Below are 12,826 nucleotides of genomic sequence, written 5' to 3'. Positions count from 1 at the left end.
CATAAAGACTTATTCAGAGAGAATCGATATTAAGGAGATATCATTATGATAAATTCAAATTCCGGAAAGCACGCACGCAAGGTTACATTGGATGCTGCAGTAAGTAACGCGATTGCGAAGGCTGTGGATGCTCGCAAGGTGGCGGCGTTTACGGTTGGCGCTGCAGGCGTGTTAGCTGGTGCGTCGTTCGCTTTTGGTGCAACTCCGGCAATGGCGGCGGAGGTGAGTGGTACTCCTGATACTAAGCCGGATGTAGCTCAGACGCCTGTGACTGCTGGTGAGAATGCTGGGACTGGTAAGAAGGCTGAAGCTGGCGATAAGAATCAGACTGAAGCTAATAAAGAGGCTGGGTATAAGGCTGAGAATACCAATAAGCAGGCTGAGCAGAAATCCGAGAATACTGTAAATACTGATGGTACTGAAAATAAATCGACTGTTGTAAAGATTCGTGGTAAGCGCTCGTTGCCTGATGCTCAGCCAACCGACGAGACTGCAACTGAAAATCAAGATCGCGCTTCTGATGGTTCAGCAGGTCAAGATCCTAATAAAATTAATCCAGACACAACGGATACCTCTAATACCAAGATTGATATTGACGAGAATAACGCTGACACTATGCCGAACGTGTATGGCTGGGGAAGCTCAGACAATACATACAGCGTAGATGGTGAAAAGCATACTATTACTTTCCATTTTGCAAAGCCAAAAGATGGCAATATTACCAGTATCGCTATTTTCCCTGCTAAGACGAATGGTTTCAATAATGAGAAAAGTGAGAGAGGTATTGATTTTTACTCGAAAAATTCAGGTAAACACCAAGCTTATTCTGGCGAATATGAGTTTACTGCGAATAATGATGGTTCTGCTGACCTTAAGATGACAACTCTTTTTAGGGATGGTAACCTTAATGGAGGCGCTGAGAAGTATACAGCCAGTCGCTCTATTTTCGTGTACGTAACTAAAGATAATAACGAAACTGTTGCTTATAAAACAAACGTATTCCGTGCTGTAACGCTTGTGCCGCCAAAAACTTCCGGCTCTGTGGTGCTTAAGTATAACGAGCAGCTTACTCCTGAAAAGGTTCAATCAGCAATTACTGCCGCTGGCAATATTGAGACAGCGCGTAGTGATAAGAAGTCTGTAAATAATCAGCTTTCTGATAAATTTACAGAAAATATTAACGTAAAAGCTGATGGTGCTTACGACAAGACTGCATTTGAGGCTATTAATAAGGAAACCTCAGCTCAAGGCGCAACGGATAAGACTTACGTAGCTGGCGCGAATACGCTTAACACCTATATGGTTACGGATTTGGGCTTTAAGTCGCAAGCTATTCCACTTACTGTTGCGCGCTACGATACGCGTATCGAAAAGCCGATTGTGGACGACCTGTCCAAGGTTTCCGATGATGTAAAAACCGAAATTAAACGCAAGCTTGCGCACCTTAATCACGTAAGCCAAGATCAGGTGACCATTAACGACCAGGGTGAAGTCACTATCAACTTTGCTGGCGTGGATGCTAAGGACGCTCCTAAGATTGCACTCAGTGACCTTGTGTTGAAGAAGCTTGAAGAAAAGGATGTTACTGTTCCAACTGGCGATAAGGCAGTCTTTGTTGCTAATCCACTTGGCTACTCCAATGCCGAACTTGACCGAATTAAAACAGCTATTTTTGAAGCTAATAAAGGCAATAAAGAGCTTGGTCTTACCAGCACAGATCAGATTTCGCTTTCGTACCTTACTGGCGATCTTACTGCATCTGGTGATGCTAATAAGGGTATCTCTAATGGTCAGGCGGAAAACAAGATTACCGTTAAGATCAAGACTGACAAGTCAGTTGCCGAGTTTACGTCTGATATAAAGGCTAATAAGCTTACAAAGCTTCCAAATATTCGTACGGATTACGACGTTACTTGGACTAAAACCAAGATTGATGGTCGCGAAACCGACGAAGGTATTTCTTGGAGTAATGATCAGAAAACCACTATTATCTACCGTTACGATCCAACTAAAGCAGAAGAATTTGATACAACAAAGATTCTTGGTTTGCTGAAAGCTAAACCAAAGGATCCAAAGTCTGGTTTGCGCGACCTTACAGGCGGCGAGACGCTTGCCTATGAAGGTACAAGTAATCATTCGCGCAAGTCGCACATGAACTATGCGTTGCAAAATGAAGAGCCAACGGGCGAGCTTACGCTTGGCAATATGGGTGGCGCTTATTGGTCTGGGAATCAGAAAGTTTCTAATTCTGACGTAGACCTCGGTGATAATTTATCAGATGCTGGTTCGTATTCATGGGATACAGAGGCTGGCTCTGTAACGGTGGCTGCTAAAAAGGGCAAGATTTTCAAGGCGCGTCTGTTTGTTGAGCCGTATGCAATGACATACTATAAGCATGTTTATCTGGAGCAAGGCCGCAATCCAGGCAATACAGCAAAGGCAATTAACGTTATCTTTGTGCCGCAGACGAATCATAAGACGAAAGACCTTTCGGATTCGATTGGCGAGCACAAGACCGAAAACGTTGAGGGCAAGGATGTTCCAACACAGTCGAAGTATTACAACGCGTCTGCTGATAAGAAAGATGCGTATGAAAAGGCATTAAAGACTGCAACAGACTTGCTTGCAACTGTTAAGGACAAGCAAGAAAAAGACCTTACCGAAGAGCAGAAGGCGCAAATCGATAACGCTACGATTAACCTTAATAAGGCACGCGCCGAGCTTGATGGTGCTGACACCAACAAGGATAAGCTGAACGACTCGATTGATGCTAATGGTAAGGCTGCAGAAGGCACTACCGCCGCAACTGGCACGCAAGCAACAAACCAGTTCAAGAACGTAAGCGACCCTGACTTCAAGAAGGCAGACGGTTCTGATGATAAGGACAGAAACGAAGCTGCTAAGAAGGCAAAGACAGATTACGACAAGGCTCTTGAGGAAGCTAATAAGGTAAAGGAAGACAAGAACGCCACGCAGAAGGCTGTTGACGACGCTAAGGCTAAGCTTGATGCTGCGCGCGAAAAGCTTAACGACTTTACCACCAACAAGGATGAGTTGAATAATGCCATCGCTAAGGACGGCAAGGTAAACACGGGTAGGGATAATCAAGGCAATCAAACGCTGACAAATGCCGATCCAACTTACCAGAACTCGACTCCTGAACAGCGCAAGGCGTACGACGACGCTGTTAAGAAGGCTGATGAGGTCTTCAAGGATCCAAACGCTTCTCAAAAAGAAGTAAACAAGGCTATTGATGATCTTAAGAAAGCTAAGGCAGCACTTGATGCCAACGCAACCGACAAGGCTCCTCTTGCCGCTGCGGTGCAAAAGAGCTTAGATAAAGATCCTAACAAGCATAGCGTGTTCTACACGAACGCCAAGAATAAGACTGGCGATACTGCTGCTCAGCAAGCCGTTAAGAATTACGATGACGCACTTGCAAAAGCTAAGCAGGTTCTTGCTGACGACAAGGCCACCAAGAAAGACGTTGAGGATGCCAAGAAAGCACTCGAAGATGCTGAAAAGGTACTTTATGCTGAAACTTATCAGACAAAAGCAACTGATTTAGCGGAAGCTATTGCGGACAACTTCAGCGGTTATTTGATGCCGGCCTACTTCAATGCCTTTGATAAGGCACAAGCTGAGGGCAAAGATTCTCAGGCTGCTAAGGACTTCAAAGCCTATAACGACGCTTATCACGCTGCAAAAGACTTGATGGATGAATTAAATAAGCCTGGGAGCACCGTAGATCAGAAAAAGGTTGATGCGGTTAAAGAGCAGCTAATCGCTGCTCGCAAGATTATTGACACCTACGCAACCGACACCAGCAGACTTTCGGCTGCTGCGCTTAATGACTTTGCAATACAACACAGCCCAGCCTACGCGAATTTGAAAGAACTTGCCGAAAAGCAAAATCCTAGTGAAGAAGAAAAAGCTAAGGTAGAAGCTGCTAAAAAGGCTAAGGAAGCGTATGAAAAGGCAGCAGCGAAACTAACAGCTGCGCTTACTAACACGCTTCCGAAGGATCAAGCAAATGGTCATGATATTCCTGATAACATTATCCCAAAGGAAGATGGCGACCCTAACGATAAGGACTACCTGAAAGACATTCAAGCGCACAAGAACGGTGAGCCGCTGAACAGGGATGTTGACACAATCCTTAAGGAAATGAACGAAGCAGCGAAGGCACTGGATAAGTTTGCGACTAAGACCGACGAGCTGATTAAGTCGATTAACGAGGACGCAACCACTCATCCAAGCCCTGCGTTTAAGAACGCGTCGCAGCCAAGCTTCCAAAAGCCTGATGGCTCGGGACCGGATGATGCCAAGAACGCTGCTGCTAAAGCGGCAGCAGATGCCTACGGCAAAGCACTCAACGAAGCCAAAGACTTGCTCATCAAGAAGCCTGATGCTACGCAAAAGGAAATTAACGACGCCAAGGCTGCTCTTGACAAGGCTCGCGCCGAGCTTGACAAGTACAACACCGACGTCGCCAAGCTCAAAGCGAGCGTAAAGAAGCATGGTACCAAGGCAGACGTTCCTGCTCCAGAAGAAGGAACGCTTACCTCTGATGCGTATCGCAATGCGTCTGATCCTCACTTCATGAAGGAGCAGGATGGCAAGCTTGTTCCTGATGATGATAAGAACAACAAGGCCGCCGCAGACAAGAAGGCGTATGATGAAGCTTTGACAAAAGCTCAAGAGCTTTTGAAGAAGCATGATGATAAAGATACGCCGCAAGACGCAAAGCCAACTCAAAAAGAAATCGACGAGGCGCTGAAGACTCTTGACGAAGCTCGCAAGAAGCTTGAGGATAACTATAAGACTGTTACTACTGGTCTTGAGACAGAAATTAACAAGTCTACTGCTGAACATGCTCCTGCTGTTACTGAAGGCGACTTTGAAGCTACTCCAGAGTTCAAGAATGCTCAAGCTAAGACAAGCGATGGTAATGAAAATGCAGACGTTACTGCTTACAAGAATGCTCTTGCAAATGCTCGCAAGTTAGTAAGTGATGCAAAGGATACAAACAAGAAGAACAGCGAACGTCCAACGCAACAGCAGATTAACGATGCGTTCGATGCTCTTACTGCAGCTAAGAAGCAAATTACTGACAACTACAAGACGAATTTTGAAGCGTTGACTTCTGCCAAAGACTTTGCAGATGATGGCTTCAAGAAGACGCCTGAGTATCAAAATGCTCTTGCTAAGAAGACTGCTGGTGATCCAGGTGCTACAAATGACTTGGGTGAAACTGGCAAAGACACTGGCTTCGAGAATGTTCTCAATCAAATCAAGCAGAAGCTTAATGATGATAACTGGAAGAAGACAGCAACTCAGAAGTCTGTAAACAACTTGCTAAAGAAACTGCAAGCAGCTCAAGACAAGATTGCTAACAACTACAAGACTGATGCAAAGCTTCTTGAAAACGAAGTCGGCGATAAGGACGCACAGGGTCAACCTGTAACACCTCCGTTCGAGGCGTCGGTTGAGTACAAGAACGCGCTTGAAAAGAAGAACGCTGGTGACGCTACTGCAACGGAAAAGCTTAAAGCTTATGCCGAGAAGCTTGCTAAAGCAAACGAGCTTATTGAAAAGGTCAAGAATCCTGATCCAAACGCAAAGCCAGAAGATCGTCCAACTCAGAAGCAGGTTGATGATGCTCTTGCGGCTTTGAAGAAGGCCAAGAAGGATATCGACGACAACTTCAAGACCAAAGTCGACGCTCTTAAGAAAGAAACGAAAGAGCTTAAGGACGACGGCGGAGCTAAGCCAGACACCGAGAAGTTCGAAAAGTCTACCGAGTATCAGAATGCTCTTGCCAAGAAGGGTGCTGACAGCAAGGATAACGCAGACATACAAGCGTACAATGACGCTTTAGCGAAAGCCAATGAACTTCTTGATCTATTCGACGAGAGTGGCAATCCAAAAGCCAACATTCCAGCTGGAAAGCAACTCCCAACTCAGCAAGAAGTTGACGAGGCTCTTAAGAATCTGAAGGAAATTAAAGATAAGATTACTAAGAACTACGTCACCAGTCCGCATGACTTGCAAGAAGAAGTTGATAAGTCGAAGGGCGGAGATACTGACACCAGAACCGACGTGTTCGAGAATACTCCAGAGTTCAAGAATGCGACTGCTAAGGGTGATGACGCTGCTAAGAAAGCTCTTGACGACTATAACAAGAAGCTCAAGGCTGCCAAGGATCTTCTTGATAAGTTTGATCGCACTACTGGAAAGCCAAAGACTGATCTTCCAGATGGTACTAAAGTCCCAACTCAAAAGCAACTTGACGATGCTCTGAAGGATCTCCAAGCCGCCAAGAAGAAGATTGCCGATGATTACAAGACTGATCCTTCCAAGCTGAAAACAGAAGCAGATGCTGATGCTAAGTTCCGTGATTCTGTATTCTTTATGATTGGAATGACTGAGGATATTGACGCCTATAACAAGGCTTTGGCTGAGGCTAACAGTGTGCTTAAGGATCCGAATGCTACTCAGGCTGAGGTTGACGCGGCTTTGAAGAAGCTTCAGGCGGCTAAGTATAAGATTAATCACCCGTTTGGCATAGGCAGTGGTGTTGGAAGCGGTAGCGGCTATGATGCTGATGCTAGTGATTCTCAGAGTGCTTCGGTTGATAAGACTGCTTTGCGAGTCGAGGTTAATAATTCTGAAGCAGATTCTTCTGCTGCGTCTAAGGCGAATACTGCTGCTGCTAGAGCTTACGTGAAGGCTTTGGCTGAGGCTAAGCGTGTGCTTGCTGATAAGAATGCTACTCAGGCTCAGGTTGATGCCGCTTTGAGGAATCTTAAGGCTGCTAAGGCTGCGTTGCGTAATGCTTCCGGTAATGCTGGTGGTCTTGCTAAGACGGGTGCTGCAACTGGCTTGTTTGCAAGTCTTGCTGCAATCTTCTCCGGTCTTGGTGCTGCTGGCGTAGCTTCTCGCCGTCGTAAGCACTCTAACGAGTAGTCTATCGCGTAACTAAAATCCCTCGCAGGTTATCTTCCGATAATCCGCGAGGGATTTTTTCATCCGCTGCCGCTGCACATGCTGTTCCTGTAGCTTTGCGCCAGTGCTTTGCAAACGGTGACTATTTGTTGCTTAAAGAACATTAGCGTCCGTGCTGAGCGAAGACATGCTCGCGCGGGTAACGCGCTTGCTACGAAACTCGCGTTGGAAGTCCACTGGACTTCCAACTTAAGCGAGTTTCCGCTCCGAGTTACCTTCGCGCGCTACGCTTTAAGCGCTTCGGCAGGTCGTCGCGCAGAGCCGCAGGCTGCTGATTCGCCAAGCGAAGAAGAAAAATCGAAAAATCTCTGCGATAGACACGGTTATTAACGAATTAGCACGCAGAGTTTGGGGGATTTCTTTACGAGCACTAAAAGAGGACTGATGGAGCAACGTTCGTAGAGAACAAAGTATGCATGAGAGTCTTTAACAGCCAAAGCGACTGAAGGACGGGACGTGCGAGGAGAGAAATCCCCCAAAACTTGCGCCACGTTAAGAATGATGCCTAAAACTCGCCACGCTATGAGCGCGAAAGCAGGTAGTTTCGCAGCCTTGTACACCACCACAATGTAAAGTTGCGGTATGGAAAGTGCGAACATAACAGATAGTGCAACTACTGAAACCAACTGCAACGAAAGCAGCACGAACTCTTCCGCACTCACCTCAAGAAGCCTTATTAAAGCCGGTTTTGCTCGCCCGGATGCCGCACGTTGCGCAATGATGGCAATATGCAAAAACTGCAATAAAATATCGTTTGAAACACTACTAAGAAGCGCGCTCACAGTTGAAGATCCAGATTCTGCATTGCTTTCATTGCAAGATTTAAGTGAAACATACCCCGAAATAATAAATAATATTTCAACTTCAAATTCGCAAGTATCTGACTCATTAACAAGCCTAATGCAAGTATTAGGTGCGTCTAACGCGTTGGCAATGCTTATGCGCACAAGACCTAATCTTATAAAAGCTGCAGCAAATGACCCGAATCATCTTTTTGCAATGACTAGGGAAGAACGCGTAAAAGACTTACTCGAAGCAATACAAGCTTACACTGCAACAGTTGTTTCTTCTGAAAGCAGCGATTCTAACACAATTTACTTAACATCACTCGGCTTTGCACAAGCAGTTTCTGCGCTTCGTGCGCGCTACCGTGAGCATGTTGCTGCAATTATGGCGGCTGATTTAGCGAGCGCTGACCCTGTTGAAGTGCAGCCAGATATTAGTCGTAAGCTTTCCGACGCTGCCGATGCTGTTTTAGAGGCAGCGTTGTCTATTTCGCGAGGACAGGTTACTGGTTCTTCCGCATGCAGATTTGCGATTATTGCTATGGGCAAGCTTGGAGCGCAAGAAATTAACTACGTTTCCGATATCGATTTGATTTATGTTGTGGAGCCTGCGGATTTAAGCAACAAGCAGAACCAGGATGCTGCTTTGCGCGTTGGTGTTTCTATGGCAATGGTTTTGCAAAAAGTATGCCAGTCGGTGGTTATGGGCTCTGTGGAGCCTCCGCTTTGGCAGATTGATACTGCGCTTCGCCCGGAAGGTAAGGATGGTCCTCTTGTTCGTAGGCTTGATTCTCATAGAGAATATTATGAAAAGTGGGCGAGTAGCTGGGAGTTTCAGGCGCTTTTGAAGTCGCGCCCTGCAGCAGGGGATACGGATCTTGGAAAAGCTTATCGCGATATGGTTGAGCCGTTTATTTGGAAGGCTTCTGGTCGTGAGCATTTTGTAGCTGACTGCCAGCATATGCGTCAGCGTGTGGAGTCGCTTATTCCGGCTTCTCAACGCGATTTGGATATGAAACTTGGTAAAGGCGGCTTGCGCGATGTTGAGTTTACTGTGCAAATGCTGCAGCTTGTGCACGGAAGTGAGGATGAGTCGCTTCGAGTAAGGGATACTATTTCCGCTTTGCAAGCGTTGGCTCAAGGTGGCTACGTCTCTAGGTCTCAGGCGGCGCTATTGGCAGAACACTACCGTTTTGAGCGTGTTCTTGAGCATCGTCAGCAAATGTGGAGTATGCATCGCACGCATTTGTTCCCAGATTTGGGTGCGCAAGGAAACGGCGGCTTGGATCGCGCGCGCACAATTTCTACAGAGCAGCTTAACAACAATGAGCAGATTTGCCGCCTTGCTCGTGCTGTGCGGCTTCGTCCGGAAGAGTTAGTTGCGCGTTTTGATAAAGCTCGTCGTGAAATTCGGCACTTGCATAAGGATATTTACTACCGTCCGATGCTTCCTATTAACGCTCAAACGGATGCGGATCCTATTGTACTTTCGCCGGAGGCTGCTCGCGCGCGCTTTGCTTCTATTGGTTTTGCGGATGCTCGCGCAGCACAGTTGCATGTTGAAGCGCTTACAGAGGGGCTTTCTAGGGCTGCTAAAATTCATAGAATTTTGCTTCCGGCAGTGTTGAAGTGGCTTGGCGACGGGCAGAATCCGGATATGGGTTTGCTTGCGTGGCGGCGTCTTGCGGAGCGTTTTGGCGGAAAAAATACGTATCTTGGTTTTTTGCGTGATTCTCCTTCCGCAGCTCAGCGTCTTTGCCACGTTTTGGCGGATTCGCGCTATCTTGGCGACGCTATGATGCAGTCTATGCAGTCTATTACTTGGCTTGGAGACGACGAAGCGTTATCTGCGCGCGATAGGGCAAGTCTTGACATGCAAACTAGTGCAATGGTTGCGCGTTATGCAAGTAATATTGCGGATTTTGCGCAGTCTTTGCGCGCTCTTCGCCGGCAGGAAATTGAGCGAGTTGCTTTAGCTTGGATGTGTGGTCTAATTGATGACGATACTTCTATGCTTGCAATGAGTGATGTGTTTGATGCTATTTTAGATGCGACTTTGCAATGGTCCATGCGTGAAGCTGTGTCAGTCATGAATTTGAATGCTCCTCAAGCTGAAATTGCTATTATTGCTTTAGGTCGTTACGGTGGTAGAGAAGTAAACTTCTGTTCTGACGCAGATATTATGGTAATTTACAAGCCTGTTGGTGAAGATTGCGATTTCAACGCAGCTCACCGCTTTGCGCAAAAAACTGTAGATATTTTGCGTAATATTTTGCAAGGTCCTCTTACGCTTGAACCAAAAATCATGGTCGATTTGGATTTGCGTCCGGAAGGAAAAGACGGTCCGCTTGTTCGTTCGCTAGAATCTTGCGAAAAGTATTATCGTCAATGGGCTAGCACTTGGGAGCATCAAGCGTTGTTGCGAGCGCGTTTTGCTGCAGGTTCTAAGGAGTTGGCGGATGCTTTGCTTGATGGCGTTGTAAACGAATTGCGTTACGCTGCAAATCCTCTTAGTGATTCTCAGCTTGCTGAAATTCGTAAGCTCAAAGCGCGCATGGAAGCGGAGCGTTTGCCTCGAGGTGTGAGTAGGGACAGGCATTTGAAGCTTGGTCGTGGCAGTTTAAGCGATGTTGAGTGGACTGTGCAATTGATGCAATTGCAATATGCTTCAAAGCATGAATCTTTACGAGTAGTTGGAACTATGCAAGCGTTGAAAGCATTGCAATCTGAGCATTTTATAAGCGACGAGGATGCTGAAGTTTTAAGCCGCTGCTGGCATATGTGTTCCGCGGTGCGCAACGCAAACTTCTTGTGGTCTGGCTCAATGGCTCGCGCAGATATTATTCCAACTGACTCGTATTCTTTGGGTGGAATTGCAACTTACCTTGGCTACGAGCCGAACCAGGGCCGCGTTTTTGAAAACGATCTTTTAGCAACTATGCGTCAGTGCCGTGAAATCATGTCTCGTCTTTTCTACGCTCGCTAATTTCTCAATCTTTAGTCGCTTCACATTTATTGTTGCATTCTCTTCTTTAGGTTATAATTTCAGGACGGGAGGTGATTTTAATGAAAAATACAGTAATGAGTAATAATGTAAAAGAAAGAGCCAACACTTCAGTTTTTTATGCTGATGTTTCTGCGCCTATAAAACAAGCAGTCAGTGGTGAAAATTTAGAAGAAAATGACGAATTATTATCTACTGATTTTGCTGCAAAACTTATGCATAGTTATAAGCAGTCAGTTTCTGGTTTAGTGCGTCCGTATGCGGATGTTTTTGCTGAGTTAGAAAAGGGCTTGTAATGAGTTCCTTTGATATTCTTGTTACTCAGGATGCAGAAAATGATTTAAAAAATATAAGAGACTATATTGCATCTAATATCTCTAAGAAAACTTCCATAAGAATTATTAATTTTATTAAATCTAGTATTGAAAGACTGTCTCTTTTTCCTCAGTTTGCACCTGTAGTTAAGTATGAGCCTTGGAATTCACTTGGTGTGCGTCGTATTATTGTAAAGAATTTTCTTGTTTATTACAGAGTTGTTTTAGAAGAAAATACAGTTTATATTTTGAAGGTTACTTATGGTAAACGTAATCAACAAACTGTATTGGAACAAATAGATTTATTGGATTAAGTACTTATTAAATGTTGCATAATAAGTTATAGTTCTCCGCCACTCCGGGGGTGGGGGGATTCGTCAACGCTAATCAGTAAAATTACGTAGGTCGCGTGTGGTTGCGACCGTTTGCCAATTGACGGAAGGTGAGCGGTACTTATTATGACGAACGCAATTTCTAGTTCTTTGCATCAAACTTTTTCTCGCAGTACAATTGCAAATTCTCTAGCTGGCAAAAGTGTTGTTACATTAGACGATATTTCAACTGCGCAAATACGAATGCTTTTAGACAAAGCGCGATACATTGATTCGCACCGTAAAGAAGTGGCTCACACTTGCGATGGCAGAGTGTTGGCCACTCTTTTTTATGAGCCGAGCACGCGCACCCGCTTAAGCTTCGAAACAGCAATGCTGCGTTTAGGTGGAAAAGTAATCGGTTTTGCAGGTGCGCAACTTTCCAGTGCGAGCAAAGGTGAGACTGTAAACGATACTTTGAAAGTCGTGTCTAACTATGTCGATGTTGTTGCAATGCGTCACCCAAAGGAGGGTGCTGCTTTTGTTGCAACGCAAGCTGTGAGCACGCCTATTATTAACGCTGGCGACGGCGGTCACATGCATCCAACTCAAACTCTTGCAGACTTGGCAACGATTCTTGCGCGTTTCGGCCGCCTTAATAATCTCACTGTCGGCTTGTGCGGCGACTTAACATATGGCCGCACGGTTCACTCGCTTATTGAAACTTTGTGCCGCTTTGGAAACGTTCATTTTGTGCTGATTAGCCCGGATGAGCTTAAAACTCCGCAGTACGTAATCGACCGTATTATTGACACTCCTTCGTGCACTTATGAAGAAACTCGCGACTTGATGGAAGTTATTGGCAAGCTTGACGTGCTTTACATGACTCGCGTGCAAGAAGAACGTTTTACGGATCGCGAGCAATACTTGCGACTTCGTGACACGTACATTTTGACTGAAGAAAAATTGCAAAAAGCAAAGTCGCATATGCCTGTGCTGCATCCGCTTCCTCGAATTAACGAGATTGCTCTTGACGTTGATGATGATCCTCGCGCAGCATACTTTGAGCAGGTTAAAAACGGTATGCTTATGCGTATGGCTTTGGAAAGTTCCGTTCTTGGAGACGAGCTTTGCGGCTACGAGCCAACTGATTTTGTAAACGTGCCAGAAGACGAATTGCGAGCAGTTGACGCACACGGAATTTCTTTGGCGGATCCTCGCGTGCACGTAACGGACGTGAATGTGCCTGAAGATCTTACTTGCCCGAATCCTCGTTGCATAACAAACAGCGAACTAACTCTTAAACGCAAGTTCTACAAAGCTGATTCCGTAAGGCACGAGTATCGCTGCATGTATTGCGACGAAGAAGCAGAAACTAAATAAAAAATTTAATAATATTATTAT

The 12,826-nt window shown here is 45.6% G+C and carries 5 protein-coding genes; all 5 read left to right on the top strand.

Annotated elements, in window-relative coordinates; all coding sequences use genetic code 11:
• The first annotated feature begins 45 nt into the window (after positions 1-45).
• The 5 genes from HXT41_RS02325 to pyrB all read left to right on the top strand — a co-directional run bounded on the left by HXT41_RS02325 (position 46) and on the right by pyrB (position 12,805).
• Positions 46-6,969: a peptidase gene (locus HXT41_RS02325; RefSeq protein ID WP_416091162.1), complete on the top strand. Its 6,924-nt coding sequence runs from the start codon at positions 46-48 to the stop codon at positions 6,967-6,969.
• A 621-nt stretch (positions 6,970-7,590) separates the two neighbouring features.
• The gene (locus tag HXT41_RS02320; protein ID WP_421788781.1) at positions 7,591-10,779 is read left to right on the top strand and encodes a bifunctional [glutamine synthetase] adenylyltransferase/[glutamine synthetase]-adenylyl-L-tyrosine phosphorylase; all 3,189 of its coding nucleotides are present in this window, start codon (positions 7,591-7,593) and stop codon (positions 10,777-10,779) included.
• Between the two features lie 80 nt (positions 10,780-10,859).
• Complete coding sequence (locus HXT41_RS02315; RefSeq protein WP_174182559.1) at positions 10,860-11,093, top strand: hypothetical protein; 234 nt, start codon at positions 10,860-10,862, stop codon at positions 11,091-11,093.
• A complete protein-coding gene (locus tag HXT41_RS02310) occupies positions 11,093-11,425 on the top strand; it encodes a type II toxin-antitoxin system mRNA interferase toxin, RelE/StbE family (RefSeq protein WP_174182560.1) in 333 nt (110 codons plus the stop codon). Before HXT41_RS02315 ends, HXT41_RS02310 begins: the two co-directional genes overlap by 1 nt.
• 144 nt (positions 11,426-11,569) lie before the next feature.
• Positions 11,570-12,805 carry an aspartate carbamoyltransferase gene (gene pyrB, locus HXT41_RS02305; protein ID WP_103013848.1) on the top strand — a complete coding sequence of 412 codons (1,236 nt, stop codon included), beginning with the start codon at positions 11,570-11,572 and terminating at the stop codon, positions 12,803-12,805.
• The last annotated feature ends 21 nt before the right edge of the window (positions 12,806-12,826 follow it).

Source organism: Gardnerella sp. DNF01189 (assembly GCF_049244195.1).
Classification (GTDB): domain Bacteria; phylum Actinomycetota; class Actinomycetes; order Actinomycetales; family Bifidobacteriaceae; genus Bifidobacterium; species Bifidobacterium swidsinskii.
The sequence above is the reverse complement of the archived record's forward strand: the minus strand, read 5'-3'. Positions and strand labels throughout refer to the sequence as shown.